General features: G+C 68.9%; 23 protein-coding genes and 3 pseudogenes. 14 read left to right on the top strand and 12 right to left on the bottom strand.

Going from position 1 to position 25,818, the window contains the following annotated elements; translation table 11 throughout:
• Positions 1-442: 442 nt before the first annotated feature.
• Complete coding sequence (locus tag WBG99_RS10705; protein WP_338896109.1) at positions 443-1,468, top strand: Ku protein; 1,026 nt, start codon at positions 443-445, stop codon at positions 1,466-1,468.
• A 303-nt stretch (positions 1,469-1,771) separates the two neighbouring features.
• Here WBG99_RS10705 and WBG99_RS10700 read toward each other — a convergent pair.
• Together WBG99_RS10700 and WBG99_RS10695 are read right to left on the bottom strand one after the other, a co-directional pair.
• Positions 1,772-3,022: pseudogene (locus WBG99_RS10700) on the bottom strand (beta-ketoacyl-[acyl-carrier-protein] synthase family protein); the annotation flags it as partial.
• 139 nt (positions 3,023-3,161) lie between these two features.
• The gene (locus WBG99_RS10695) at positions 3,162-4,316 is read right to left on the bottom strand and encodes a lysylphosphatidylglycerol synthase domain-containing protein (protein ID WP_338896108.1); all 1,155 of its coding nucleotides are present in this window, start codon (positions 4,314-4,316) and stop codon (positions 3,162-3,164) included.
• Positions 4,317-4,759: 443 nt separating this feature from the next.
• Between WBG99_RS10695 and WBG99_RS10690 the strand changes: the two genes are divergently transcribed.
• Positions 4,760-7,612 carry a SpoIIE family protein phosphatase gene (locus tag WBG99_RS10690; protein ID WP_338896107.1) on the top strand — a complete coding sequence of 951 codons (2,853 nt, stop codon included), beginning with the start codon at positions 4,760-4,762 and terminating at the stop codon, positions 7,610-7,612.
• Between the two features lie 321 nt (positions 7,613-7,933).
• On the opposite strand, the gene WBG99_RS10685 is transcribed toward WBG99_RS10690, so the two are convergent.
• Positions 7,934-8,173, bottom strand: a complete 240-nt coding sequence (locus WBG99_RS10685; RefSeq protein ID WP_338896106.1) for an integrase core domain-containing protein — start codon at positions 8,171-8,173, stop codon at positions 7,934-7,936.
• 685 nt (positions 8,174-8,858) lie between these two features.
• Here WBG99_RS10685 and WBG99_RS10680 point away from each other — a divergent pair.
• From WBG99_RS10680 to WBG99_RS10650, 7 genes and pseudogenes are all read left to right on the top strand, one after another.
• Positions 8,859-9,008: pseudogene (locus tag WBG99_RS10680) on the top strand (DNA-binding protein); the annotation flags it as partial.
• A gap of 74 nt (positions 9,009-9,082) precedes the next feature.
• Positions 9,083-9,364, top strand: a complete 282-nt coding sequence (locus WBG99_RS10675) for a type II toxin-antitoxin system prevent-host-death family antitoxin (protein WP_338896105.1) — start codon at positions 9,083-9,085, stop codon at positions 9,362-9,364.
• Positions 9,361-9,771 (top strand): type II toxin-antitoxin system VapC family toxin, encoded by a 411-nt coding sequence (locus tag WBG99_RS10670; protein WP_338896104.1) that lies wholly within the window; start codon positions 9,361-9,363, stop codon positions 9,769-9,771. The genes WBG99_RS10675 and WBG99_RS10670 overlap by 4 nt, the downstream gene beginning before the upstream one ends.
• 384 nt (positions 9,772-10,155) lie before the next feature.
• Positions 10,156-10,923 carry a transposase gene (locus tag WBG99_RS10665; RefSeq protein ID WP_338900285.1) on the top strand — a complete coding sequence of 256 codons (768 nt, stop codon included), beginning with the start codon at positions 10,156-10,158 and terminating at the stop codon, positions 10,921-10,923.
• 22 nt (positions 10,924-10,945) lie between these two features.
• On the top strand, positions 10,946-11,590 hold the full coding sequence (locus WBG99_RS10660; RefSeq protein WP_338896103.1) for a helix-turn-helix domain-containing protein: 645 nt from the start codon (positions 10,946-10,948) through the stop codon (positions 11,588-11,590).
• A gap of 10 nt (positions 11,591-11,600) precedes the next feature.
• Positions 11,601-12,260: an ABC transporter ATP-binding protein gene (locus WBG99_RS10655; RefSeq protein WP_338896102.1), complete on the top strand. Its 660-nt coding sequence runs from the start codon at positions 11,601-11,603 to the stop codon at positions 12,258-12,260.
• Positions 12,247-13,038 carry an ABC transporter permease gene (locus WBG99_RS10650; protein ID WP_338896101.1) on the top strand — a complete coding sequence of 264 codons (792 nt, stop codon included), beginning with the start codon at positions 12,247-12,249 and terminating at the stop codon, positions 13,036-13,038. The genes WBG99_RS10655 and WBG99_RS10650 overlap by 14 nt, the downstream gene beginning before the upstream one ends.
• Positions 13,039-13,057: 19 nt before the next feature.
• Here WBG99_RS10650 and WBG99_RS10645 read toward each other — a convergent pair.
• Both WBG99_RS10645 and WBG99_RS10640 read right to left on the bottom strand, forming a co-directional pair.
• Positions 13,058-13,180, bottom strand: a pseudogene (locus tag WBG99_RS10645) (IS982 family transposase); the annotation flags it as partial.
• A 395-nt stretch (positions 13,181-13,575) separates the two neighbouring features.
• The gene (locus WBG99_RS10640; protein ID WP_338896100.1) at positions 13,576-13,824 is read right to left on the bottom strand and encodes a transposase; all 249 of its coding nucleotides are present in this window, start codon (positions 13,822-13,824) and stop codon (positions 13,576-13,578) included.
• Positions 13,825-14,315: 491 nt separating this feature from the next.
• Between WBG99_RS10640 and WBG99_RS10635 the strand changes: the two genes are divergently transcribed.
• The 5 genes from WBG99_RS10635 (at position 14,316) to WBG99_RS10615 (ending at position 19,650) form a co-directional block, all read left to right on the top strand.
• Positions 14,316-15,047: an AfsR/SARP family transcriptional regulator gene (locus WBG99_RS10635; RefSeq protein ID WP_338896099.1), complete on the top strand. Its 732-nt coding sequence runs from the start codon at positions 14,316-14,318 to the stop codon at positions 15,045-15,047.
• Positions 15,048-15,175: 128 nt separating this feature from the next.
• Positions 15,176-18,082 (top strand): polyketide synthase, encoded by a 2,907-nt coding sequence (locus WBG99_RS10630; protein WP_338896098.1) that lies wholly within the window; start codon positions 15,176-15,178, stop codon positions 18,080-18,082.
• Entirely contained in the window at positions 18,079-18,288 is a 210-nt protein-coding gene (locus WBG99_RS10625; protein WP_338896097.1) for a hypothetical protein, read from the top strand. Before WBG99_RS10630 ends, WBG99_RS10625 begins: the two co-directional genes overlap by 4 nt.
• On the top strand, positions 18,285-19,259 hold the full coding sequence (locus WBG99_RS10620; protein WP_338896096.1) for an acyl-CoA dehydrogenase: 975 nt from the start codon (positions 18,285-18,287) through the stop codon (positions 19,257-19,259). Before WBG99_RS10625 ends, WBG99_RS10620 begins: the two co-directional genes overlap by 4 nt.
• A gap of 49 nt (positions 19,260-19,308) precedes the next feature.
• Entirely contained in the window at positions 19,309-19,650 is a 342-nt protein-coding gene (locus tag WBG99_RS10615; protein WP_338896095.1) for a RedY protein, read from the top strand.
• A gap of 34 nt (positions 19,651-19,684) precedes the next feature.
• On the opposite strand, the gene WBG99_RS10610 is transcribed toward WBG99_RS10615, so the two are convergent.
• The 7 genes from WBG99_RS10610 to WBG99_RS10580 all read right to left on the bottom strand — a co-directional run bounded on the left by WBG99_RS10610 (position 19,685) and on the right by WBG99_RS10580 (position 25,814).
• The gene (locus WBG99_RS10610) at positions 19,685-20,320 is read right to left on the bottom strand and encodes a response regulator transcription factor (protein ID WP_338896094.1); all 636 of its coding nucleotides are present in this window, start codon (positions 20,318-20,320) and stop codon (positions 19,685-19,687) included.
• A gap of 540 nt (positions 20,321-20,860) precedes the next feature.
• Positions 20,861-22,102, bottom strand: a complete 1,242-nt coding sequence (locus tag WBG99_RS10605) for a RedV protein (protein WP_338896093.1) — start codon at positions 22,100-22,102, stop codon at positions 20,861-20,863.
• Positions 22,103-22,116: 14 nt separating this feature from the next.
• Entirely contained in the window at positions 22,117-22,905 is a 789-nt protein-coding gene (locus tag WBG99_RS10600) for a 4'-phosphopantetheinyl transferase superfamily protein (RefSeq protein WP_338896092.1), read from the bottom strand.
• Between the two features lie 2 nt (positions 22,906-22,907).
• On the bottom strand, positions 22,908-23,798 hold the full coding sequence (locus WBG99_RS10595; protein ID WP_338896091.1) for a DUF6206 family protein: 891 nt from the start codon (positions 23,796-23,798) through the stop codon (positions 22,908-22,910).
• A 10-nt stretch (positions 23,799-23,808) separates the two neighbouring features.
• Entirely contained in the window at positions 23,809-24,252 is a 444-nt protein-coding gene (locus WBG99_RS10590; RefSeq protein ID WP_338896090.1) for a DUF6041 domain-containing protein, read from the bottom strand.
• A gap of 78 nt (positions 24,253-24,330) precedes the next feature.
• On the bottom strand, positions 24,331-25,569 hold the full coding sequence (locus WBG99_RS10585) for a beta-ketoacyl-[acyl-carrier-protein] synthase family protein (RefSeq protein ID WP_338896089.1): 1,239 nt from the start codon (positions 25,567-25,569) through the stop codon (positions 24,331-24,333).
• The gene (locus WBG99_RS10580) at positions 25,566-25,814 is read right to left on the bottom strand and encodes a phosphopantetheine-binding protein (RefSeq protein WP_338896087.1); all 249 of its coding nucleotides are present in this window, start codon (positions 25,812-25,814) and stop codon (positions 25,566-25,568) included. The genes WBG99_RS10585 and WBG99_RS10580 overlap by 4 nt, the downstream gene beginning before the upstream one ends.
• Positions 25,815-25,818 lie beyond the last annotated feature (4 nt).

The raw sequence follows: 25,818 nt of genomic DNA, 5'->3' as shown, positions 1-25,818 counted from the left end.
GCTTCTTCCGTGCGGCCGTGGCGAAGGTCGCGTGTCCACCTGACCGGAGGTACGGATGGGGGTGTGCCCCCGGGGTTTGAGACCTCGTGGACGCGGATCAGGTTGCCCGCCGGGTCGTGGTCGTCGAGGTCACGCGCACCGTATGGCTGCTTCGCCGGCTCCCGGCCGAACTCGGTACCGCCGGTCTCGGTACCGCCGGTCTTGGCACCGCCGGTCTCGGCACCGCAGGTCTCCGGCCGCGACATCGACGACGGGCCGGGCTGACCGGTCGGCCGGCGCGTCCATGGCCTTCACGCCGGGCGGCGCCCACCCACCCGCGCTTCTCCAATCCTGACCGGTCCGGCCCGGCGGTGTCTGTCGTACGGGGCGTGCGGCGGCCGACGGGCACGCCTGATCCGGCGGAGTTACGGTGTGGACAACCCGGCGGTGACCCGAAAGGTGCGTGCTGCTCGTGCGATCCATCTGGAACGGCGCCATCTCGTTCGGCCTGGTCAGCATCCCGATCAAGCTGGTGAACGCGACCGAGAGCCACTCCGTCTCCTTCCGCCAGGTCCACCTGGAGGACGGCGGTCGCATCCGTTACCGCAAGGTCTGCGAGCTGGAGGACCGCGAGGTGACGCAGGGGGAGATCGGCAAGGCGTACGAGGACGCGGACGGCACGATGATCCCGATCACCGACGAGGATCTCGCGTCGCTGCCCATCCCGACCGCCAAGACCATCGAAATCGTGGGCTTCGTACCGGCCGAGAGCGTCGACCCGCTCCAGGTGGACGCCGCGTACTACCTCGCGGCGAACGGCGTCCCCGCCGCCAAGCCGTACACCCTCCTGCGTGAGGCGCTCAAGCGCAGCGGGAAGGTCGCCATCTGCAAGTTCGCGCTCCGTGGGCGGGAACGGCTGGGCATGCTCCGGGTCGTCGACGACGTACTCGCCATGCACGGGCTGCTCTGGCCCGACGAGATCCGTACGACGGAGGGGGTCGCCCCCGACGCGGGCGTCACCGTCCGCGACAAGGAACTCGACCTCGCCGACGCCCTCATGGACACCCTCGGCGAGGTCGACCTCGACTCCCTCCACGACGACTACCGCGAGGCGGTCGAGGAACTGATCGCCGCGAAGGCCTCCGGCGAAGAGCCGCCCAGCGCCCCCGCCCCGGCCCCGGGCGGCAAGGTGCTGGACCTCATGGCGGCCCTCGAGAAGAGCGTCCGCGAAGCGAAGGAGTCGCGCGGCGAAGACGTCGCCGACGTCACCTCGCTCCCGCCTCGCTCCACGCCCAAACAGCCTTCGGGCAAGAAGTCCACCGCCACGAGCGAGAAGGCCGCCGCCTCCCCGAAGAAGTCGACGGCGAAGCAGACGGCCGCGAAGAAATCGGCAGCCAGGAAAACAGCTGCGGCAAAGTCCGGGACAACGAAATCCATCGCCAAGAAGTCCCCCGCCAAGAAATCCGCTTCCCGTAAAGGCACGGCCTGACCACCGCACGCGCCTACCCCGGCGGACTCCCTCCCGTGACGGCGGCCGGTGGTCGAGTCGCAGGGCCCCGCACGACCGCCCGGCCGGCTCCCTCCCACCGCGCCCGCCCCAGGCGGGCGAAGGGCTGGGCCTCCGACCCGCACCCCGCCCTGTGGTGGTGTCACGACCGCCACGGCCGGCGTGGCGCCCTGCTCCCTCCACGCCCCGCCGAACCGCGCCCCAGCCGCGGTGGTGCGGGGCGGCGGCGATCAGCCACGGTGGTGCGGGCCGACGGTGCCCGACCGGCCGGTGGTGGGCGTCCGGCTATGCCGTGCGGCGGAGTGCGAGGACCGCGTTGTGGCCGCCGAAGCCGAAGGAGTTGGTGAGGGCGAGGTCGCCGTCGGTGGGGAGAGGGCGGGGGGCGGTGGTGACGAGGTCGAGGGTGACGGCGTGGTCCTGGTCGGCGCAGCCGATGGTCGGGGGGATGAGGCCGTGGTGGAGGGTGAGGGCGGTGGCGAGGGCCTCCACCGCACCGGCGGCACCCTGGAGATGGCCGAGGTGGCCCTTGAGCGCGGTGACGGGAACCCGGCGCCCCCGCAACACCGCGGCGAGCGCGTTCGCCTCCGCGAGGTCACCCTCGACCGTGGCGGTGGCATGCGCGTTGACGTGGACCACGTCGGCGGGCGAGGCCGCCGCGTCCCGCAGCGCCCGGCGCAGCGCGAGTGCGACCCCGGAGCCCGACGGATCCGGCGCCGCCATGTGATGGGCATCGGCGGACAGCCCCCAGCCCGCCGCCTCGCAGTAGATCCGCGCCCCGCGAGCCCTCGCGTGGTCCTCCGCCTCCAGCAGGAGGAACCCCGCACCCTCACCGTTGACGAACCCGTCCCGGTCCTTGGCGAACGGGCGGGACGGACTCTGCCCGGTGCCGTTCAGCCCGTGCCGCGACAACGCGCGCATCGCCGCGAAGGACGCCATGATCGCCGGTGTCACGACCGCCTCGGCCCCGCCCGCGAGCGCCACGTCCACCCGCCCGAACCGGATACGGTCGACGGCCTGCCCGATCGCCTCGGTGCCGGAGGCGCACGCGCTGGTCACGGTGCGCGCCTCTCCGGTGATACCGAGGTCGAGGGAGATCTGCGACGCCGCCTGCGAGGGCACGCACATCGGCGTGGTGAGCGGGGAGACGCTCCGCGGCCCCCGGTCCCGTAACTGCCGGTCGCCGGCCACGAGCACCGACGCGTCACCGAGGATCGTCCCGGCGGACACCCCCACCCGCTCCGGATCGAGCCCGCTCTCCGCCGTACCGCCGGGATCGAGACCCCCGTCCCGCCACGCCTCCCGCGCGGCCAGTACGGCGAACCGCGCTGCCCGGTTCATCCGCCGGACCCGGGGCCGGGGCAGCAGGCCGGAAGGGTCCACCGGCACCGTCCCAGCGACCCGCACGGGTAACTCGGCGAACTCCTCCCCCTCCAGTTCCCGTATCCCGCAACGCCCTTCCAGCAGCCCCTGCCACAACTCGCCCACCCCCACCCCGAGCGGTGTGACAGCACCCAGCCCCGTGACGACCACCCGTCGCCCCACCGAGTACGACATGAACCCGCCCCCAGCCCGTCCAGCCCCGTCCGACCTCTCCGGTCCCGGAGATGGTTCCCCCTTCAACCGCCTGCTGCACCCCGCTACGGCAGGACGACGACGCAGGGGCCGGGCCGGCCGCTCAGAGCACCTTCGCACGCACCAGCGCCGAGAGAACGAGCGTGCCGGGAAGGAGGGGGAGCCAGACGGTGAGGACGCGGTAGCCGATGACGGTGGTGGCCGCGAGGGTCGCCGGCGCGCCGAAGGCGACGAGGGTGAAGACGAGCGCCGCGTCCAGGGGACCGAGGCCGCCCGGTGCGGGCACGGCACCGGCCGCCGTACTGGCGACGAGGTAGGCGAACAGCGTCTGCGGCCAGGACACCGGAAGCCCCAGTGAGGAGCCGACGGAGGCGACGACGGCTCCCTGACACAGGGGGAACGCGGCGGCCCCGCCCCACAGGGCGAGCGCGCGTGCCGGCCGGCTGTGCACCAGCCGGGTGTCGGTGAGCGCCGTACGCAGCCCTCCGATGAGGGGGCGCCGCAGCGGTCGTACGGTCGTGATCAGGGTGAGCACGGCGGCCAGGCTCACCGCGGTGATCGTGCCGGCCAGGGCGAGGGTCTCGCCTTCCGGCAGGAGCTCGGCCAGGCGGAGCGAGCCCGGGAAGGCGACGACGAAGGCGAGGATCACCAGCGTCTTGGCCACCGGTTTGACCGCCGAGTACAGGGCGAGCGAGGCGGTGACACGGGCCAGGGGGATGCCACGGCCGCGCAGGAAACGCAGGACGACCGCGTGCGCCCCGATGTTGCCCGGCAGCGCGTGCCCGGCGGCCCCTGCGGCGAACTGCGTCGCCAGCAACTGCCCCGGCGGCAGCCGCTCCGGCACCGCCCCCTGGCGGACGCACGCCGCCGCGACCGAGCACAGGGCAGTGAAGACGACCCCGGCCAGCAGCCATCGGAGATCCGCCGACGCCAGCCGCACGGCACCGTCGTACACCGTCCGCCAGTCGACCGCCGCCCACGCCGCGAGCAGCACCAACGGCAGCAGCGTGAGAGCGAGCCGGAACCGCCGGGCCGCGGCGGGGGAGCGGGTGGGGAGGAGCGACCGGAGCCTGGCGGCCGGGGTACGGGCCGGGCCGGGGCACGGCGCGGGGTCACCGGCGGCCGTGGTGCTGTCGGTGGCCGGGGCCTGCTCCGGGAACGGGGTGGAGTCGGGGGCGGGGGCCGGGCCAGGTATCAGGGCGGCGGGGTGGGGGACCGGCGGCGAGGGGGGCGGCGCGTCGAGCGGGAGCGGGAACAAAGGGCAGGTCGTCCTTCCGCGTCGCATCGGTACGGCGGGGGACCGCACCGACGGAGGCAGGGCAAGTCAAGAACGAAGGGAACCTCAGGACCGTTCCCACCCCAAATGACTCCCCGTGACCGACCGATCGAACTCCCGCCCCCGCCAGACGACGACAGCGCCCCCGACCAGGGACTCTGCCGTACTGGCCACCCCGTCCACACCGCCCCGCATGAGACACAAGTCACCTCCCGGCCAACCGCGCACCAAGGCGCCCGTCGGCATTCCACGGCCACCCCACCCACCTCCTCTGAGCCGCACGAGCCCCCAGCCACCTCTCGTCGTGATGTCGTTGTGATGTACGTCATGCAAGGTTTAAGGTTGAAGTGCCTGGCAGGCGACCCCGGGGGCGCGTCGGGTGGCGGTGTGCGACGGGGCCGTTTCCAGGCGAGGGAAGTGATCCCGTGACCGTCTCCTGGGACGACATCGGCGGTCTCGTCGATGCCCATGAGCGCTTCCTCGCCGGCGCGCGGGTCGACTCGGATGTCCGGGACCCGGTGCTCGACTCCTGGAAGCGGTGCCGTTCCGCCGGGCTCGAACCGCACCGGCTGCTGATCCCCTACGCCCCCGACCCGACCATGGAGGACCTCTTCCTCCGCGCCGCCGACCCGGTGCTCACACGGCTCACCGCGGCCCTCGCCGACGTGAGCATGAGCATCGTTCTCTGCGACGCGCGGGCCCGCATGGTCCAGCGGCACGGCGGCGACCGCCGACTCCTCGCCCACCTCGACGAGGTGAACTTCGCCCCCGGCTTCTGCGCCTCCGAGGCCGCCGCCGGCACCAACGGCGTCGGCACCGCCCTCGCCGAACGCCAACCCGTCTACGTCCTCGGCCGCGAACACTTCGCCGACTGTCTCTCCCCCTTCGCCTGCGCCGGCGCCCCCGTCCGCAACCCGCTCAGCGGCCGGGTCGAGGCCGTCCTCGACCTCACCTGCCTGCGCGACGACGGCGACCCCACCATGGTGCGGCTCGTCCGCGAGGCCGCACACGACATCGAGGCCGGGCTTCTGGAACAGGCCACGGCACGGGAACGGGCACTGCTCGCCGCGTACCGCCGGGCCGCCTCCGGCGCGGGCACCTGGCCCCGCCAGCCCGAGCACCCGCCCTGGACGCGGGGCGGCGACGGCCGGTACGGCGGCCCTCTGGGCCGCGTCGACCTGGCCGTCCTCCGTGAGAAGGCCGAGGAACTCATCGCCTCACCCCACCGCACCCTCGACGAGGTCGCCCTGTCCGGCGGCCGTGTCGCCACCCTGCTGCGCCGCCCGGTCATGGGCGCGGCGGGCGAGACCGGCGTGGTCGTCGAGGCCCGCGTCCTCGGCGGCCCCCGCCTGCGCCACACACAACTGACCGCACCGCCCGCGCCCCTTCCCATCGCACGGCCCGCCGCAGCCCCCAGGGTCGTCCTCAGCACGGTCGTACCCCCGGCCCCGCAGCCCCTGCCGACACAACCTTCGCCGTACGGAACCGACGGCGTCCCGCCCGACCCGTACGGGCCCGACACCACCCCGCCCAACGAGTCGGCGGCCGACGCCTGGCTCCTCCTCGTCGGCGAACCCGGCGTCGGCCGGCTCGCCGTACTCGCCCGCCGGCGTCTGGAACTGCTGCACGGCGCCGGGGCCCGGCTCGGCACCACCCTGGACGTCGCCCGTACCGCCCAGGAACTGGCGGAGGTGACGGTCCCCAGGTTCGCCGACTTCGCGGCCGTGGACCTGCCGGACTCCGTGCTGCTCGGCGACGAGCCGGAATCCCTCGGCCCCGGCATGGCGCTGCGCAGGGTCGCGCTGGGCGCCGTACACGAGGAGTCGCGTCTGTACCGGGACGGGGACCCGGTGCGGTACGTCCCCTCCACACCCCAGGCACGCAGCTGGGAGAGTGGGCGGTCGGTGCTCGAACCCGTGCTGGCGGAGGCCGGCGGCTGGCTCGCCCAGGACCCGGCCCGGCTCGAACGGGTCCTGGCGGCGGGCATCCACTCCCTGATCACCGTGCCGCTGCGGGCGCGCGGCGCGACCCTCGGTGTCGTCAGCTTCTACCGCTCCGAGCAGCCCGCCCCGTTCGAGGAGGACGACCTGTCGCTGGCCCAGGAACTGGTGAGCCGCGCGGCGATCTGCATCGACAACGCACGCCGCTACACCCGCGAGCACAACACCGCCCTCGCCCTGCAGCGCAGCCTGCTGCCGCGCGGCCGGCCCGAGCAGAGCGCGGTCGAGGTCGCGTACCGCTACCTCCCCGCGCGGGCGGGCGTCGGCGGCGACTGGTTCGACGTCATCCCGCTCTCCGGTGCCCGGGTCGCGCTGGTCGTCGGTGACGTGGTCGGACATGGCCTGCACGCCGCCGCGACCATGGGGCGGCTGCGCACCGCCGTGCACAACTTCTGCTCCCTGGACCTGCCCCCGGACGAACTGCTCACCCACCTCGACGACCTGGTCGGCCGCCTCGACCGGGGCGAGGGCTGGGCGGTGGAGAGCACCCACGAGGACTCCGGCATCGTCGGGGCGACCTGCCTGTACGCCGTCTACGACCCGGTGTCCCGGCGCTGCACCCTCACCCGCGCCGGGCACCCCCTGCCCGCCGTCGTCGGCCCCGACGGCGGTGTGGACTTCCTCGACCTGCCCTCGGGGCCCCCGCTCGGCCTCGGAGGCACGCCCTTCGAGACCGTCGAACTCGAACTGGCCGAGGGCAGTCAGCTGGTCCTCTACACCGACGGCCTGGTCGAGGACCGGCACCGCGACATCGACACCGGTCTGGACGAACTCCGTACGGTCCTGGCCCGAGTCGACCGCGCCCCGGAGGACACCTGCGAGGCGGTCCTGGACGCCCTGCTCCCGACCCGGCCGAGCGACGACGTCGCCCTGCTCGTCGCCCGTACGCACGCCCTGGGCCCGGCGCGGGTCGCCCAGTGGGAGCTGCCCAACGACCCGGCGGTCGTCTCCCGCGCCCGTGTGGCCGTCACCGAGCAGCTGGCCGCCTGGGGCCTGGACGAACTCGCCTTCACCACCGAGCTGGTGGCCAGCGAACTGGTCACCAACGCCCTCCGCCACGCCACCGGCCCGGTCCAACTCCGCCTCCTCCGCGACCGTGCCCTGATCTGCGAGGTCTTCGACGGCAGCGGCACCTCACCCCGGCTGCGCCGCGCCCGCACCGAGGACGAGGGCGGACGCGGTCTCTTCCTCGTGGCCCAGCTCACGGCACGCTGGGGCACCCGCTACACCCCCGACGGCAAGATCATCTGGACCGAACAGCCACTGCCCCGCCCGTGACTGGCCGGGCCGACGGGGTGCCGGGCCGACCGGGCCGACCGGGGCGGCCGGAGCAGCCGGAGCAGCCGGAGCAGCCGGAGCAGCCGGAGCGGCCGGGGCGGTCACGGGCAGGAGGGGCGGGAAGGGGTAACCGGTCTCGGTCGTCCGCGACGCCGCTCCACTCACCGTGGGCACGGTGTTCTCCGGACGCACGCCAGGGACCGCACCCTCAGTCGCCGCGCTGGCCGAACCTGTCGATGATCGCCTGCTCACGACTGAGCGCACTTCCGGCCAGCGGGATGTTCCGGGTGTCAATCCCCCCGACGAACTGTGGAGTCCTTCCTATACAGCCAGTCCCACGGTGAGGCCGGCCCAGTACTCGTTCTCGTAGTTGTCGGGGCTCCTGAACCCGCACACGCTGTGCAGCCAGCGGGTGTCGTAGAAGTCGGTGATCCAGGTGGCGATCCTGATCCGGGCCTCGGCGCGGGTGGCGAAGGCGTACCGGTGGACGTACTCGACCTTGAGCACGCTGTTGAACGCCTCGCTGACGGCGTTGTCGAAACACGAGCAGACCCGGCCCATCCAAAGACGTCCCCCGTCGTCCGCACATCGTCTCAGCCTCTACTGACAGCGGACGAGCTCGTAGGGCTGCCCAGCGGGGCTGAAGCCCCGTGGACGCCGTCTGATGGGCATCTGCCCGAGTCGTCGGGCGGCTCAGCGGGGGGTTCGCCGTATGACCCGGTTTCTTGTGCGTTTATGCGTTGCCTGACGTGCGCAACGGGACATCCAAGGGCGCCATTTTGACCTGCTCTGGATGCGTTCGCCTGGTCAGAGAGGTGGTGGACGTCATGAGCCGTTCGGTATCCCGGACAGGTGGCGTCGGCAATCGGAGGAGTGGCGGGAGGGCTGCGAGGGCGGCGCGGCTCGGTGGGAAGGGTTCCGCAGGAGACTCGACGGACGCCAGGGCCCTGGCCGATGAACTTGGTGCTGCGCTCGTTCGCGCTGTCCGGCAAGGCGCTGCCGATGACCCGCCCTCCGTAAGGTCAGGCCATGGCTCAGCCTTTCCCGGCTGGTACGTCCTCGCGCTTGAGTACCTGGAGATGTGCTCGGCCTCAGATCGCAGCGAAGACCCGCGACGAGACCAACGACGCCCTGTGCGCGATCACCCAAGCGATGCTCCGGGACGTGCGAGGCCGTCAGAATGACGAACCGCTGCGACGGGCGTTGCGGGACTGGACGTTCGTCCTGCCTCGGCCAGACTTGCACAGCCCTCCTCGCCGACGCTGGCCTGCACGGCCACAAGTACGCCATCGGCGCCATGCCCGGTGCCGCCGCCCTCGCGGCACCGGGGCCGGTCACGATCTTGACTGCCGACCCGGAGAATCTCACGGCGCCTGCTGCGGGCAGGCCACCGTAAGTCTGATCCCGCCCCTAGAGGAGCTGTCTCGCTCCAGCTTCCTGTTGTGTACATTTTTTGTGTATATTTATCTCGTGGAGACCATCCCTCTCGGAGAGCTGAACCACCATCCGTCGAAGGTCACAGCGAGGGTTCGCGCAGGTGAGACGCTCGTCGTCACTGAGCACGGCAAGCCTGTCATCCGCATGTCCCCCGCCGAAGAGCCCACATCGGCCCTGGACCAGCTGATTGCGACCGGCCAGGTGCGTCGTGCAGTGAATCCAGGCGCGCTGCCCGAGCTGATCGGCGATCTGGCCGAGCTGTCTTCGCTGTCGGATGCGCTGATCGCCGAGCGCGACCGGGAGCGCACGCGTTGAGCCTCTACTACTTGGACACCTGCGCTCTGCTGAAGTTCGTACAGCGGGAGACAGAGACGCAGGCGCTTCGCAGCTGGCGGGCAGGACTGGGCGTCGACGGTCGTCTCGTGACCTCCCAGCTGGCCGGGGTTGAGATCGCGCGCACGTTCCGGCGAGCTGGTGTAGATCGGCAGCGAGTGCCGTTCCTGGTCGACAACACGCTCACCGGGATAGACCAGATCATCCTCGGTGACGACGTCCTGGCCCGCGCTGCTGGTTTCGAGGTGCAAAGACTCGGCACTCTAGACGCCATTCACCTGGCGACAGCCGCCCCTCTACACCGACAGCTGGACGGTTTCGTCACCTACGACAAGGAGCTGGCGGACGCTGTCACAGCACTCGGACTGCGGCATCTTGCACCTGCATGAGGGAGCCGGAGCAACTCGCTCGCCCAACGGAGCTGCCAAGCCCCTCCCTCAGGAGGGGCCTGCCCAACACGGGGCGCGACCGGCCGCAGAAGCCGGCCGAAGAATGAGTACAGACCATCGGGGCGCACCGTGACCCAACGGACGGGATCCGTCTGTTCGGCGGCACCACCGCGGCCGACGGGCACCGGGTGACAACTGAGGCGAAACGAAAACAGGGCACTTCGCTTCCGCGGGACATATGGGGGACGGCGAGCCTGACAGTTGATCAGGTACGGCCGCTTCGGCCACGGTAGGCGAGGTAGGCCACGGCAGGGCGTTCGGGGCCTTGTGGCCTCGTTGTCCGGCTGCTTCGCCCGCTCGGAGAGCAGGGAGACGTTCGCGCGGATGGCGCGGGGCATTCTGATGGAGCTCGAGGACGTCAACTGCTGGAGCCTGGCCGAAGCGATCGGTGAGCGGGGCCCGCACCGCATGCACCATCTGCTGTCCCGTGCGGTGTGGGACGAACAACAGGCGCTGGAGCGGACGGCCGGCTGGGCCGTCAACCTGCTCGACGACGGCGACGGGATCCTGATCGCGGACGAGACGGGGGATGCGAAGTCCTCGACCGACGCGGTGGCCGCGGCCCGCCAGTACTCCGGCTCGGTCGGCGGCGTGGATCTGTGCCAGGTCGCCGTGCCCCCCGCCTTCGCCACGGTCGCCGGGCACTGCCTGATCGACCGGCGCTTGTACTTCACCAAGGACTGGGCCGGCGACGAGGAGCGTCGTGAGCTGACCGGTGTTCCCGACGAGCTGTGCTTCGCGAGCAAGCCCCAACTCGCGGCCCACGTGCTCCACGCCGCCCGTCAGCGGGGCATGTCCGCCTCGTTCCTCCGGGGTGATGAGGTCTACGGAGGGCGGGAGAGAATAAGTCCGCCGCGGAGGTGGAGAACGAGACAAGCTGCGGCAGCAGGTGGAGCGTCAGGCCCGGTTGGCCCGCCTGACGAGCGGCAAAGCCAGGAGCACGGTGCCCGCGGCGAGCGGCACGGCGACGGACAGCAGCAGCTCGCGGGACAACGTCCCGACAGCCTCGGCATGTCCTGGCGGAGGGCGGCCGGCGGGGTGAGCCTCCGGCCTTCAAGCCCACGATCACCCAAACCCTGGACCGGGCGTTGAATGCTTGTTTAGTATGCTGCACATGCGTTCAATTCCGGACGACCGGACCACCCGGGCCGTGATCCGCGACGAGGCCCTGCGGCTGTTCGCCGCACGCGGGCCGGAGTCGGTGACCGTGCGCCAGATCGCCGAAGCCGCCGGGGTGTCGGCCGGACTCGTGGTGCACCACTTCGGCTCGAAGGACGGTCTGCGCCAGGAGGTCGACCAGTACGTCCTGACCGTGTTCGAGACGATACTGGGCGAGCTGACCGGCGAGAGCGGGGCTCAACTGCTCGATCCGGGCACCGGAGCAGGCTCCCTGAGCGAGGCCTTCGCCCGCCACGTCCCGGCCGACTCACCCCTGCCCGGCTACCTGCGCCGGCTCCTGCTGTCCGACACGGACGCCGGACGACTGCTGTTCCGCCGCCTGTTCGACGTCAGTCGCGCCGCGCTGGACGGCCTGGCGGCGGCCGGGCTGGCCGCGCCCGGCCGGGAACCGGCGGTGCGCGCGGCCTTCCTGCTCGCCAACGACCTGGCCGTGTTCCTGCTGCGCGACCGGCTCACCGAGGTCCTCGGCGCCGACCCTCTGTCGGCCGACGGCATGGCCCGCTGGGCCCCGGAGATGCTCAGCATCTACGCGGGCGGGCTGAACGCATCACCACAAAAGGAAGCATCCGAGAATGGCTAGGAGACCTCGCATGCCGGACGGATCCACACCCGCACCGCCACCGGTGCTCCAGGCCCACGACGTCCACAAGTCCTACGGCAGACACCACGTGCTGCGAGGCGCCGACCTCGCCGTCGCCCCCGGACAACTCGTCGCCGTCGTCGGCGAGAACGGCGCCGGAAAATCGACCCTGCTCAAGACCCTGGCCGGCACCCTCCCCGTGGACCGCGGCGAGGTGACCCTGTCCGGCACGCTCGGCTACTGCCCGCAGGACCCCGTCCTCAACGCCGCTCTAACCGTCGCACAGCACCTGCGCTACTTCGCAGCCGCCCACCGCCTGCCCGACCTGTACCGCGGGCACGAACTCGTCCGCCTCCTCGGTTACGAGCACTACGAGCAGACCGTGGCCGGTGAACTCTCCGGCGGCACCCGGCAGAAACTCAACCTCACCCTCTCGCTCCTGCACGACCCCGACGTGCTGCTCCTCGACGAGCCCTACCAGGGCTTCGACTGGGAGACCTACCTACGCTTCTGGGACCTGGTCGAGGACCTGCGCACGCGCGGCAAGGCCATCGTGGTCATCACCCACCTGGTCTTCGAACAGGACCGCTTCGACCTGCTGGCCGATCTGGCCGACGGCCGGCTCACCCCCCGTACGACCGCCGAGGAGGACCACCATGCCGCCGCCTGACGCGTCCGAACTGCAACCGCTGCACGGGCAGTTCCCCACCGCCGTGCGCTTCTCGGTGCGCGACCAGACCCGCAACCGGCTCGCCGGCCTGCTGCTCGTGCTGTTCGTGCCGGTCTGGTACCTACTCATGGACACCCTCGCCTCGGGCGAGGTGCTGGACTTCAAGCTGTACGCGACCGGCGAGGTCCTGCACGTCGACGGCGGCCACCTGACCCTGATCTCCGCTGGCCTCAACTCCGTGACGATGATCGCCGGATTCGTCGTCTTCGACGCCGTGCGCAAGGCGCTCGCCTTCGACCGGCGCCTCGTCTTCGCCGGATACCGGCAAGCCACCCTCATCGGCGCCAAGACCCTCGCCGTCGGCCTGGTCGCCACCGCGATCGCCCTCTACACCGCGCTCGTGGTCCTGTTCTTCTGGCGCCCTACGGCGGGCGGCTGGTTCGCCGTGCTGGCAGGGTTCACCGTCATCGCCCTCACCTACGGCGCCCTCGGCCTGCTCCTCGGTGTCCTGGTCAAACGCGACCTGGAGGGCTTCTTCCTGATCATCATGGGCGGGCTGATGGACACCTTCCTGCAGAACCCGCTGGGCAATCCGCTCGCCAACAAGCCCGTCCTTGCTTGGTTCCCGTCGTTCGGCCCCATGCAGTTCGCGGCCGGCGGCGCCTTCGGTCACACCGCCCTGTGGGGCCACCTCGCCCTCGGCCTGTCCTGGGCGGCCGCGTTCAGCGCGATCGGACTGATCATCTTCCGCATCAGGACCCGCTCCAGCACCCGGTGACCGGTCGCCGCACACTCCCGCCGTACTGGGCCCAGCCTGCCAGGTCCGAGCGTTTGGCCGTCTCACGGGAGCATCCGCAGCCGACCGGGGTGGAGTCGACCAGCCACACATCGTCGCTCCACAGTGAGGTGTCCCGGGCCAAGATCTGACGTGCCGCCCCCGGCGGTGCCGGTCGGCGCCGCCGGGGGCGTTCTCGGCGGCCAGGAGTTCGTTCAGCATCTGGAGGGCGCCGCGCATGCGGAGCACGGTCTGCTGGAGGTCGGCCTGTTTGGCCTCCAGGTCTGCGAGCATCCGCTGCCCTTCCCGGTACTCCGTCTCCAGTTCGGAGACGCGCTTTTCCATCTCGGCTGTCGGTCGTCCTTCACAGGGATGCGTGGTCGTTCCGAAGCCACGGGCTTGAGAACCCAGCGGCGGTAGAGGTGGAGGTTGTGGCATGCGCGAGAACGTGGTTCCTGTTATCCGACAACCTTTCGTCGGAGGCATGGGCGTACTTCGCAAGGCGGGAGCTGAAGACTTCGACGTTCAACTTCCGGGTCTTCATAGTTGAGCGGTGCGGAGGTGTCCGCGGGCTCGGCGGGTGGTGACGCAGCGTGTGCGTAGACGCTGGTGGTCGGCGTTGCGGAAGCCGAAGGCGGTGCCGGCGACGAGTTTGATCACGCGGTTGATGCCTTCGCTCTTGGCGTTGCTGTGGCCGGTGGTGATGAACGGCGTGCCGTCGTGCGGCTGCTCAACCCGTATGACGGACACCCCGTCGAGGTCCAGCAGCAACGTCGTATCGTTGACCAAGCCCGTGGGTCCCCAGTGATCCTTCTGCGTGGACGACAGAAATGATCATCCAGGGCCGGCAACCACCCCAGCCACCACAGACCGTGCCGAAGAATCAGCGCGCACCGACACTGCATCGCTCAACTTCGAAGACCCATCTTGGTTGGCTCAGTGTGTACTCGTCCTCAACGGATGATCGAGGCGGCCATCCACTGGATCTCCGCCTTTTGTGTATGAGAGAAATCAGCCAGCTGATTGATGACATGGGGCAGGGTACCCTGCGAGGCTAAAGACGAGAAAAGGGGATCGTGCACCCCTGTGCTGAAGGAGGCTCTAATTTCCCTCCGAGAAGGGTTGTGGATCCTTTTATGTGGTGTGCGTGCCGTGTCGGATAGTGAGTGCTCCAATCTGCGGTACATCGGGGGAATCTCATGTACATAGGCTTTTTGGGTCCCATATCTGTCACCATAGAAGGGAAGCATCAGACAATACGCGCCAACAAGGTGCGAGTCATGCTCGCCACTCTCGCGCTGGATGCCGGCCGGGCCGTCTCGAATGAGGATTTGGCCAGCGAACTGTGGTCTGGAAACCTGGTCGGCAATACACGAAATGCTCTACAGGCGCACGCGACCCGGTTGCGCAAGGTGATTGCAAGTCCGACGCGGCAGCCACGCGGTTCGACCGCGTTACGTGCCGTGCACAATGGTTACCTGCTTGACGTTCCGCGAGACTGTGTCGATGGAAATAGGTTCCTTTCCCTCGCGGCGCAGGGAGCAGCCGAATTATCCGTACGGCCCGAACGCTCGCTGGAACTGCTGCAGACAGCACTGGAACTGTGGCGGGGACCTGCGCTGCTTGACGCCGGTGACGGGCTGCGTGTAAGGGCTGCAGCGGCGCTGTTCGACGAACGTCGGCTGACAGCGTGGGAGGACTTGGTCAGCTCGTACCTTGCCGTCGGGGACGAGGCGCGCGCGATCGCGGAGCTTCGTCAGCTCGTTGCCCGGCACCCCCTGCACGAGCGATTCTGTGAGTTGCTGATGCTCGCTCTCTACCGCACCGGTCGGCAGGGCGAGGCGTTGGATCTGTTCCGGTCGACCGGGCGGCGGCTGGACGAGGAACTGGGGATCAAACCAGGAGCCCTGCTCCAGCGTCGGCATGCAGAGATCCTTGCCCAAGACCCTGCGTTGACCCTGCCGACCGCGGTGGTACCGAGCCAATGGGAGCCAGCGGCGACCGCCAGCTGAGCGCTCTGGTGGCAAGACGGCGAGCGGACGAGGCGGCGGAGCCCGACCACGCCTCGTCCCGCTCGGAGCAGTCTCTGTGATCTCGCGATTTCCATCCGTCCGGCGGGCCGAAATGCAGGAGTAGCCGCATGATGTCGTTCGACTCGGAATCACGCAGGAGCGAGCGCGTATCTGCGGAGGAGCCAGTGGCGGTCGTGGGGATCGCTGCGCTCTATCCGGGCGCGCGAGGGCCTGACGACTACTGGAGACTGCTGAACGAGGTTTCTTCCTCTACAAGTTCAGCTTTCGAGGACAACGGTCTTGATGACATCAAGGTCGATGTTGCGCGTTTCGGCATTCCTCCAGCCCAAGCTGTATCCATGGCCCGTATGCAGCTCCTTATGCTCGAGGCGGCCCGGCAGTGTCTCTCGGACGCCGGACACCCCGAGCGGCCGCTACCGGCAGAGCGTACTGACGTCATCACCGGGACATGCTTCGGCCTGGACCGCCAGCATGCCAACGCGCTGCGGATCGAAGGGAGCCGCTACGCGCGAGAGGTCGAAAGGGCGGCGGCTGCGGCGGGAGCCGACACTGAAAGTGCGCGGCTGGCCGCTGAGGAATTACGGATGCTGTTGGGGCAGCGCCTCGGAGGCTCGCCGCACGACCGAGTCGGAGAAATGGCAAGCACGATTCCGGCACGGATCGCAACCGCGTTCAAGCTCCATGGCAGGACGTTTGCGGTCGAGTCGGCTGACGCAACCTCGTTCGTGGGCATCGCGCAGGCTGTCGGCAACCTTCGCTCTGGACTGTCCGACGCGGCACTTGTCGTCGCCGGGCAGCGCCGAGAGAGCCCGTTCCTCACCAGGGCCCTCCATGCCAAGGGCCTTGTCGCCCGCGACGGCAGCCCGTTCGCGGTGGAGGGCCGTGGTTACGTGATCGGTGAGGGGGTCGGAGCCCTCTTGCTCAAGCGGGTGTCGACCGCCGTGCGCGACGGGGATCGGATCTACGCGACGATCCTCGACTGCTCGCTCCGCCATGACTCGCGCCCAGGCGCCTTCCGTTATTCGTCATCCGTCGACCTGCGCCGCTTGGTGGCCTCCGCGTCGCTGCGGGCGTCGGCGGCGACTGCCTCGTCGATCCAGTACGTCGAATGTGTCGGCTCCGGAATCGCCCACGAGGTTCAGGCGGAGCTCGAGGCGCTCGCGGGACTCCACGAGGGCGGTGCTCCCGCGTCTGTGGTCATCGGGAGCGTGAAGGACCGCCTCGGGCATACCTTCGCCAACGCAGGTGTTGCCGCGGTCACCAAAGTCGCTCTCGCGCTGCATCATCGAAGGATCCCACCGCAGTGGGCGCCGGGCAGCGCGGCGGAAAACGAGCTCAACGGAACATCGTTCCGCTTCCCGTACACGGGGGAGACGTGGCAGCCGGGCAGCGAGGGACTGCCGCGTCGTGCTGTCGTACACGGGGCCTCCCTCACCGGCACACTGTGTCATTTGGTCCTCGAAGAGCACGATGGGAAGAAACGGTACGACCGCGCTGTGGCCGCCGAGGTGGCTGAGCTCTCCACTCGGCCTGGAGACAGGGCCGCACCCAGGTACCTGGACGGAGTGACCGAAGCGCGCGCCGAGCCGATCGCGGTGGTGGGACTCGCCGGCAGGTTTGCCGGCTCGCCCGATGCCGAGAGTTTCTGGCGGGTCGTGTGCTCAGGCGAAAGCCGGATCGGCCCGGTGCCGGAGTCGGTGCTCGACCGGGATTTGTACTACGCACCCGGTGCGCTCAGTCTCACGCACAGCTACACCGATCAAGGGGGCCACGTGGTGGTGCCGGACCATCCCCCGCGTGACCTACGGATCGTTCCCCTGCGCCATGCAGCCATGGACGCCGCGCAGCGCCTCACCCTCGCCGTGGCCGCACAGCTCTTCGAGGGCCGCTGCCCTGCGGAGCGGCCTCAGGGCACGGCGGCGGAAGGCGCAGGAACTGGTGGTGCGTTGAGAGGACGTGGTCTCGTCGCGGTCGGCAGCAACCTGGGCCTGACGCGAGAACGCCGAGCCAACACCGAACTCTGCCTGCAGGAACTGGAAGACGCAGTCGTCGGACTCACTGCCCTCGCCCGCCTGTCCCCGCTGGGCAAGAAGACCCTTCTGACATTGATACGAGAGCGTTCGGGGTCGTTGGACGAAGCGATGTCGCCCGCTCTGCTCGACGGTTGTCTCGCGAGTGGCGTGGCCGCTCTGCTGGCGAACGAGTACCGGCTCGACGCGGTGCCTCTCGCCGTCGAGGCGGCGTGCGCGTCGTCTCTCGCCGCGCTTGACGTAGCCGTCGGCGCGCTTCGTTCAGGGACAGCCGACTTTGCCATCGCCGGGGGAGTCGACTTGGCTTGCAATGCTCGGGACATGGTCCTCTGCTCCGCGCTCGGCCTCCTCTCGCACAGCAGGAACGCGCCCTTCGACGTGGGAGCCGACGGCTTCACTCCCGGCGACGGCTGCGGCTTGTTCCTCCTCAAACGCCTCGGCGACGCGCGGCGCGACGGCGACAAGATCCTCGGTCTCGTACGGGGAGTCGGCGCATCCAACGATGCCAAGTCGCTGATCGCGCCCGATGCGGCGGGGCAGGTGCGCGCCATGGAACGGGCTTTCGGCCAGGTCGACTTCGAACCGTCGGCTGTCGACTACCTGGAGGCCCATGGCACCGGTACCAAGGTCGGTGACCGAGTTGAAATCGCCGCTGTCACGCGGATCTACGCGAGCGTGGACCGCACCCGACCGCTGGAGATCGGATCGGCGAAGTCCTTCTTCGGCCACACCTTCGCGGCTGCGGGAAGCGCCGGGCTGCTGCGCACGCTCCTGGCCATGCGGGCCAGGACGCTGCCGCCCAACACCAACCTGCACACCCTTAGTCCGGCACTCGACCTCGCAGCCATCCCCGCCTCCATCTCGACCGAGCCGTCACCGTGGACGGCCCAGCCCGGGCAACCGAGGCGCGCGGGAGTGAGTTCGTTCGGCACCGGAGGCATCAATTATCACGTGCTCCTCGAAGAACACATGGACGGAACATGATGAATTTCGAGTTCGACGCGGACACCGAAGAGATGCGCGCCATGGTGGTGACGTTCGCCCAGCGCGAACTCAGCGATCGGTCCGAGCCTGCCGCCCACGGCTTCGACGCCGACGACTTCCGCAGGCGCTGGCTTCTCGCCGGCACACAGGGCCTCGTGGGGGTGTCGTCCCCACCGAGTACGGAGGCAGCGGCCTGGACGCCGTGACCGTGTCGGCCGTCATGGAGGCCCTGGGGTACGGCTGTCCGGACACCGGCTTCGCCTTCTCCGTCGCCGCCCACCTGTTTGCGTCTCTAATGCCTATCGTTGAATTCGGTTCGGAGGAGCAGAAGCGGCGTTGGCTGCCTGCCCTCTGTTCGGGCGAGCGGATAGCCGCGCACGGCATCACGGAACCGGAAGCCGGGTCCGACGTGCTGAACCTACGGACTCGCGCTGAGCGCAAGGGCGACCACTACGTCCTTCACGGCAGCAAGTGCTTCACCACGAATGCACCAGTGGCCGACGTCTTCGTCGTCCAGGCGGCGACCGATCCCGGTGGCGGCTTCTTCGGCCTGACGGCGTTCATCGTCGAGGCGAGCACCCACGGGCTCAGTGTCGGGCCGACGTACGACAAGGTCGGCCTGCGGGGCTCGCCGATGGCCGACGTTCACTTCGATGGATGTGTCGTACCAGCGGTCGATGTCCTGGGCGCCGAAGGCGCAGGGGCGAGCGTGTTCTCCTCGTCCATGAAGTGGGAGCGCACGTGTCTCTTCGCTGCCTACCTCGGCGCGATGCGGCGCGTCTTGGAGTCCACTATCAACTACGCGGGAGAACGCGAGCAGTTCGGTGTGCCCATCGGTAGCTTTCAGGCGGTGAGCCACCGCCTTGTCGACATGACGCTGCGTCTGGAGTCCGCCCGTCTCATGCTTTACAAAGCCGCATCGGGACTGGCGCGGGGCAGCGAGGACGAGATCGCGCCCGCGTTGGCGAAACTTGCAGTGAGCGAGGCGGCCGTGCAGTTGGGTCTTGATGCCGTTCAGCTTCGCGGCGCGCTCGGCATGCTCGAGGGAGAAGCCGAGACCCTGCTACGGGATGCGCTTCCTTCGCGTGTCTTCTCCGGCACCAACGAGATCCAGAAGAACAACATCGCGCGTGCGCTGGGGCTGGGTGCCAACCGTCGCCCGGCCAGGCGGCGTTGACTGCGTCCGCCGACCCAATCGACCTGCCTGATCAGGCCTGGAGGACACTATGGCGATCATCGTTCACCGTATCCGTCTGCATGACGGTGTTGAACCAGCACGCTTCGAGACCTGGGTACGGGACGTCGACTACGCGACCTGTCCAGAGTTGCCCAGTGTCGTGTCGTTCAGCGTCCAGCGGGTCGTGGAGGAGAGCTGTGCCGACGCCGGACCAGCCGTCGGCGGAGAGTCTTTCCACTTCTTCGAGGTCATAGAGGTGACCAGCCGCGAGGCGTTCGAGCGAGACATGCGGAGTGCCCAATTCCATAAACTTGTCGCCGAATTCGGCCAGATGGCGAAGGTCGTCGACGAGATGGCGGGGGAACGCGTTGGGCGCGGCTACACCGCGTAAAACTCCAAGCCCGATCAAGGGTGAGGCGTATCGCTCAACCGCCCTGCTCCGAGGCTGTTGAATTTCGCCCAATGACTGCGATGAGATTTCTCTGGTAGGCTGCGGCCACGGCTTGCGCACGCGTACCCACGCCAAGCTTCCTCAGTAAGTGATGAACGTGGGATCGGACAGTTGCCGTGGAGATCGAGAGTTTCTCCGAGATCTCGGCATTGGATTTCCCCTGGGTGAGCAGAATGATCACCTCGGTTTCCCGCGGTGTCAGTGCGGCCACGATGCTCGCAGCGAGAGCGGAGGGGTGGCGGTCCGGCAGGTGGTCGAGGTGCTGAAGTGCCACTGCGGGCATAATCACGGCTTCACCTGCACTGACGGTTCTGAGGACATGTATCAGTTCGTCCGCTGAGGTGTCGGGAGAGAGGACCGCGCGAACTCCGAGGCGGAGGGCTTCTATGGAGTGGGGAGCGTCCTCGGCTTTGGCGATGAGGATGACCTTGGCGAGAGCGGCCAGCGCGGAGAGTTCGCGCTTGTTCTCCATGGTCAGCGCGGGAGCCACGATGACGAGGATGTCAGGCGCTGAGTCCGCGGCGGCGGCCGTGGACTCGCAGGCGGTCGTGTAGCCGACGATGGCGATGTCGGGCTGCTGGTCAAGCAGTGCCCGCATGCCGGCGCCCATGATCGTCTCCTTGCAGCACACGAGTACGCGAATACTCATCGGGTACTCCGCTGCGGGAGGTGACGCACCGGCGGTTCGCTCCTGAAGGCCCGGTACTCGGCCAGAGCTTGCTGCGTACTCATCGGCCGACGACCGGACATGCTGTCCGGGTGAACCGGCGGGTAGCTTTCGGGTGCTGTCGATCGTGGCGGTGCAAGATCGGTGCCTCTTCCGGAAATGACGCGATGGTGCGCGCTCCAGACACTCCTAGTCGCTTTCGGCCACCCATTGCATCCGTAACTTGTTGATACTTCAAACAGCCGTCAAGATCGAGAGTAGCACGTGCAAGGGCGTAATGTCACTGCCCTTTGGATCACCGTTGCGTTTCCGCGTGGTCGTCGTGTGCCGACTGTTCACTCCGCGGCCAATCGCGTGCGCCCGGTCAATGCATCGCATGCGGGATGAGGGTGTCGTGAATACCTCAGCCGGATCGAAGACAGTCGCACATCAGAGGATGGCGGGTTCTGGCCACCTCACCTCGCATGGCCTGGAGCCGCTGTGTCAGATCCGGCGCAGCGCAACGGTGGCAGCCCGGCGCGGTGAGGGCGGGAACGCAGTAGTGGGGCGGCCCAGTCGGCTCACGAAGAACGCACGGCCGGGCAGTTCCCATCTGTCCTCCAGTTCTGTCCGCAGATCGTCGTGTTGCAGGACGATGCTGACGGGGTGCAGGACGAGCCCGGTGTCGGTGGCGCGTAGCCAGTATTCAGCCAGCTGGGCGCCGCCGCGGACGACGGCTTCGGGGCTCGGCGCCCTGTCGGCGAAGCTCATGGCGACGATTGCGGGTGTTGGCCGCACTGTGTGGGCGAGTTGCCGGGCGAGTACGCGGTGGTAGCCCACATGTCGTAGCACACGCATCGTCATGGGCGCGAGCGCGATGCGCATGACGTGCCGGCGCGGCCACGACATCGGTCCGAACAACTGGCTGAGAGGGAAGCCATCACCATGCGCTTCGGCATCGGCCCGGCTCCAGCGGAAATAGGAGTGCGTCTCCCGCCAGGCCAGTGGATGGCTGAAATCGCGACCTCCGTGCCGGGCGACGAAGTCGGCGAAATCCGCGCGCTCGGCATCAGTGACCAAGTGCCGCACGGTCACGTCCGCGCCTTCCGCTGCGGCGGTGGAGGGGGACGAAAGCCCGGCGAGAGTCGCCGGATCGATGCCTTCGGGGCGGTAAGGCGCTCGGTTGGTACGTCGGGCACGCGCGGTGCGATGGAGTTCGGCAAGGCTGTCCGAGGTGCCCTCCTCCCAGCGGAGGCGGACGGCACACAGCGGAGACCAGGTCGTCGGCCAGGTGCCGCCGAGTGCCCAATCCCCGCTGCTCTTCCCGGTCTCACTTCCGTCGGGGACCTGGTCGACGAAGTGGAGACGGTCTGCCGACCAGCCCTGAGCAGCCAGGGCACGCAACAGGATCTGCCAGTAAGCGCCACAACTGACCACCATCTCGACGGCGTGGGCGGGGAGGGAACTGAGCTGCTTCTCTCGATCGATGGCCAGGAGCAGGTACTCGTCTTCTGTTGTACCGCCATTGCCGTTGTGGTCCGAAGCGTCACCCGAGGGCTCGCCGAGCAGCGACGCCGCTGCCCGGCGGGCATCAGGACTGGCAGGCCATGCGACCGCCCAGGGCTGGCAGTTGTGCGACGACGGGCTGAGCGCGGCGATCTCGGCTGCCTGATGGAGCGCGTTCTCGAAGACCGTTTGCCGCGCCACGGCCGTGGGCCGAGGCGGCTGCGTCGATGCGGATGTCACGGATGCTGTGCTCCCTACTGCCATACCAGGGCCATGGAGTAGCCACTGACTTCCCGTGCCCAGCTGTCGAAACGGGTGTCGTCCGCCCAGGGGACATGACGTCGGAGCCCCGGTCCCGCGTGCCAGGAGAACCGTCCGTCGGGCCGCCACCTGATCAGCTCGACCTCTCTGGTGTCGACCCGCAGGCCGAATCCGAAGTGCTTGAGCACGGCCTCCTTGCACGCCCAGCGCAGTGACAGCGGCATGGCGTCCACACTGCGGAGCCGGGGGTCCTGCGCGGTCTCCGGAGCCAGGGTGAGCAACTCGGCAAGCATGGGCGGCACCTGGCGGCTGCGCTCGATGTCGATACCGAGGGCGCGTGGTCCGCAAGCCGCAACGGCGAAGTCGGACGAGTGGGACAGGCCCACCTCGACCGGGGCGTTGACGGTGGGCTTTCCGGCGCGAATTCCGTCCGGGACGACGCTGACTTCGATGCCGCGCGTGCACGGAGACACGCCGACGTGCCGCTGCTGGTAGGCGTACACGCTGTGCTTGATCGCCAGGCGCCCTGCCAGCCACTCCAAGCGCCGCTTACGTATCCGCAGTTCCGCCGCCTGGGCGATCTCGTCCCTGCTCAGATGCCGGGCCTCGATCATCGAGCGCACCGCGTCGTCGCGCTCGCGTAACCAGGCGATCGAGACCACCGCGATCGTCAGCGGGCCCCGTGCGTGACTTATGCGCAGGGGGCGCGAGGGGTCGAGAATCACGCTCTCGTCGAGTCCGGGCGCCGGAGCGCGGGCCGACGAGGCCATCACCGCACTCACCGTCAGCGGTCCACGGGCGGTGGCAGGAGGAACGGGTACGTACGGCGCCTGATCCTGCGGTGCCAGAAACGGTCGGCCCGGCGCAACCGCTGGATCAGCTCCCACATCCTTGCGTCGTCGCGGTAGTACGCGGTGACCTCTTCCGCTGTGATCGGTCTGGCCAGGCGCGCGTCGGCCTGTTCCAGGAACATCGGAATCAGAGCGTCGAGCCGTTCCTTGTGGAGGTTGCCGAGGAAGTCCAGGAGTACGCCGCGGGTCTCATAGAACTTGTCGAAGATCGACTTGGTCATCGAGACGCGGACGGCGTCGCGGAGGAACCAGGGCAGCGAGGAGAAGAAGAGGCGGACATCGAGCCGTTCACGGCCTCGGGCGTCGCGCATCAAGGGGGTGGTGACGTCGATGTAGATCAGTTCGCCGTCGGATTCCACCCAGTTGCTGGCCTGTGCGTCGAGGCCGAGAGCGGGGTTCACAGCGCCGTCGACCCGATCGAGGAACCGGGAGAAGAAGTCCTTGGCCCAGGTCTCGTCCTCGGTGTGCAGAAGCCTGGAACACAGGCGCTGCGACGGGAGTTCACGCTGCAGGCAATAGGCGGTGATCCCGCCCGAAGGATGGTGTGTGTGCCACACCACGGTATCGGCGACGTTGAGCCCGCTGTCGGACAGGCGCCGCAGGTACTCGTCGAGCCCCTCTTGATAGCGCTCGAAGCGTCCACGGTCCGGAAAGACCGGCAGTCGCTTGCACGCGAAGGTGCCCTGGTCGGTCTGCAGCCTCAGGACCAGGGTGACTTCGCCGTAGCCGAGCACATCGAGGGAGCTGTCGTCAGTGGTCCGCAGAGCGGCTTGAACCTGCGCTTCGAGTCCTGCGAGTTCGGTGTGCGGAACGGTGAAGGACATGGCATGGCCCTTAGCTGTGGTTGTCTTTCCCGGCTCGGGAGGTGGCCTCGGGGGACGGGGACGGTGCGCGGCGGTGCAGTACCAGGAGATAGACGGCGGCGACGAAGAACGCGGCGTCGAGCACGAGGATCTGCGGCACGCTGCTGACCAGGATGATGACGAAGCAGACCATCATCAGCAGGTGGCCGTAGAGGGCAGCGACGACCAGTCTCCGGTTCCGGATGAGCACCGCGCCGCTCACGATCATGGTTACCGCGACAAAGACGGCGACACCCATGGGGTATTGGGCGAGCCACTCGGTGAACGAACCGAGGACGGCGACGCCGTCGTTCGCGTCGGCGGCATCGTCAAGGCGCTGCTCGACCGACTCGATCTGGGGAAAGAACTTGCCGATGCCGGCGATGATGTAGAGGACGCCGACGATGCGTTGGAGGAGCAGGTTTCGTCTGGTCACCTGACTGAGTCTTCCGATGTCATGGCCGATTGGCCGAGCTTTTTCCGGACAGGAGTCACCCGCTGTGCTCGCGGCGACTCATGCGGTCGTGATGACCAGGACTGCGTTCTGGCCGCCGAAACCGAACGAGTTACTCACCGCGACCTCCACCTTCTGCCTGCGTGGGGATCCCGCGACGATGTCCAAGTCGATCTCGGGGTCCTGGTGTTCGAGGTTGGCGGTCGGGGGTACCGTCGCGCGTTCCACGGTCAGTACGGTCAGGGCGGCTTCGATCGCGCCGGCTGCCCCCAGCGTGTGGCCGAGCACGCCCTTGGTGGACGTGACAGCGGCACCCTCCCCGAGAAGCTTGCGCAGCACCCGTCCTTCCGCTGCGTCGTTGAGCGGTGTGGACGTCCCGTGCGCGTTGACGTGGTCGACCTCGTCCGGCATGACCGCTGCCCCCTTCAACGCGGTACGCAGAGCCTGCAGCACGCCGGTGCCCGCCGGGTCGGGGGCAGTCATGTGGTAGGCGTCGGCGGACGCCCCGTATCCGGCGATGTTGGCCCGGACCGTCGCCCCTCGGGCACGTGCGTCCGCCGCCCGTTCCAGGACGAGCATCCCGCTGCCCTCGCCGATGACGAACCCGTCCCTGTCCACATCGAACGGCCGGGACGCGGCGGACGGTTCATCGAGTCGCCGGGACAGCGCGCCCATTTGGGCGAAGCCCGTCACCATCAGCGGAGCCACCCCCGCTTCGCCTCCCCCGGCGATCACCACGTCGCAGCTTCCGTCGCGCAGGAGCTGCAGCGCGGTGCCGATCGCGGTGGCGCCGGACGCACAGGCCGTCGCCGTGACGAGGTTGGGGCCCGTGGCACGCAGGTCCATCGCCAGGTGACCGGCCGCCATGTTGGGTATGAGCATCGGGATCAGAAGGGCGGATACGGCTTCGGTGCCCTTTTCGAGCATCTGCTTGTGCTGGGTCTCCCACGTCGCCACGCCGCCGAGACCGCAGCCGACGACCACGCCGACCCGGGCACCGTCCCAGGTCCCCGGGTCTAGTTCGGAGTCGGCAACCGCCTCGCGTGCCGCGGTGATGCAGAGCTGAACGAAGCGGTCGTGTACCAGGGAGCTGCGCTTGCCGACGTGCTCACGGGCGGAGAAGCCCGGCACGGTGCAGGAGATGTCCACGGGAAGTCCGGCAAGCAGCGGGTTCTTGGCCGCGGTGGACTCGCCCCGGCAAACACCCTCCCAGGTGGCGGCGGCGCCGATACCGGCCGCGGTGACCAGGCCGACGCCGGTGACGGCGATGGCGGGTGAGGCGGACAGGGGCGCGGTCATGACGAGGCCGCGGGGGTAGTGAGGCCTTCCAGGAGTTCGGCGACCGCGGTGATCGTGTCGCCGGGGGAAGCAGCGTCGTCGTCGACAGCCACACCGAACTCGGACTGGATCACCAGCAGCAGTTCCACGAGGAACAACGAGTCCATGTCGAGGTCCTCGAACGTGGTGTCCGGGCCGATCTCTGCACGGTCCACCTCGAAACGATCGACGAGAAGATCGACCAACCTGCCGTACATCACGCTCACAAGA

The organism is Streptomyces sp. TG1A-60, assembly GCF_037201975.1.
GTDB lineage: Bacteria > Actinomycetota > Actinomycetes > Streptomycetales > Streptomycetaceae > Streptomyces.
This window is presented reverse-complemented; position numbering and strand designations above follow the sequence as displayed.

Bases quoted from the DNA above. Each gene is read 5' to 3' on its own strand.
- WBG99_RS10685 (WP_338896106.1), bottom strand. From the start codon at position 8,173: ATGGGCCGGGTCTGCTCGTGTTTCGACAACGCCGTCAGCGAGGCGTTC.
- WBG99_RS10665 (WP_338900285.1), top strand. From the start codon at position 10,156: ATGGCGCGGGGCATTCTGATGGAGCTCGAGGACGTCAACTGCTGGAGC.
- WBG99_RS10660 (WP_338896103.1), top strand. From the start codon at position 10,946: ATGCGTTCAATTCCGGACGACCGGACCACCCGGGCCGTGATCCGCGAC.
- WBG99_RS10655 (WP_338896102.1), top strand. From the start codon at position 11,601: ATGCCGGACGGATCCACACCCGCACCGCCACCGGTGCTCCAGGCCCAC.
- WBG99_RS10650 (WP_338896101.1), top strand. From the start codon at position 12,247: ATGCCGCCGCCTGACGCGTCCGAACTGCAACCGCTGCACGGGCAGTTC.
- WBG99_RS10635 (WP_338896099.1), top strand. From the start codon at position 14,316: ATGCTCGCCACTCTCGCGCTGGATGCCGGCCGGGCCGTCTCGAATGAG.
- WBG99_RS10630 (WP_338896098.1), top strand. From the start codon at position 15,176: ATGATGTCGTTCGACTCGGAATCACGCAGGAGCGAGCGCGTATCTGCG.
- WBG99_RS10625 (WP_338896097.1), top strand. From the start codon at position 18,079: ATGATGAATTTCGAGTTCGACGCGGACACCGAAGAGATGCGCGCCATG.
- WBG99_RS10615 (WP_338896095.1), top strand. From the start codon at position 19,309: ATGGCGATCATCGTTCACCGTATCCGTCTGCATGACGGTGTTGAACCA.
- WBG99_RS10610 (WP_338896094.1), bottom strand. From the start codon at position 20,320: ATGGGCGCCGGCATGCGGGCACTGCTTGACCAGCAGCCCGACATCGCC.
- WBG99_RS10595 (WP_338896091.1), bottom strand. From the start codon at position 23,798: ATGTCCTTCACCGTTCCGCACACCGAACTCGCAGGACTCGAAGCGCAG.
- WBG99_RS10585 (WP_338896089.1), bottom strand. From the start codon at position 25,569: ATGACCGCGCCCCTGTCCGCCTCACCCGCCATCGCCGTCACCGGCGTC.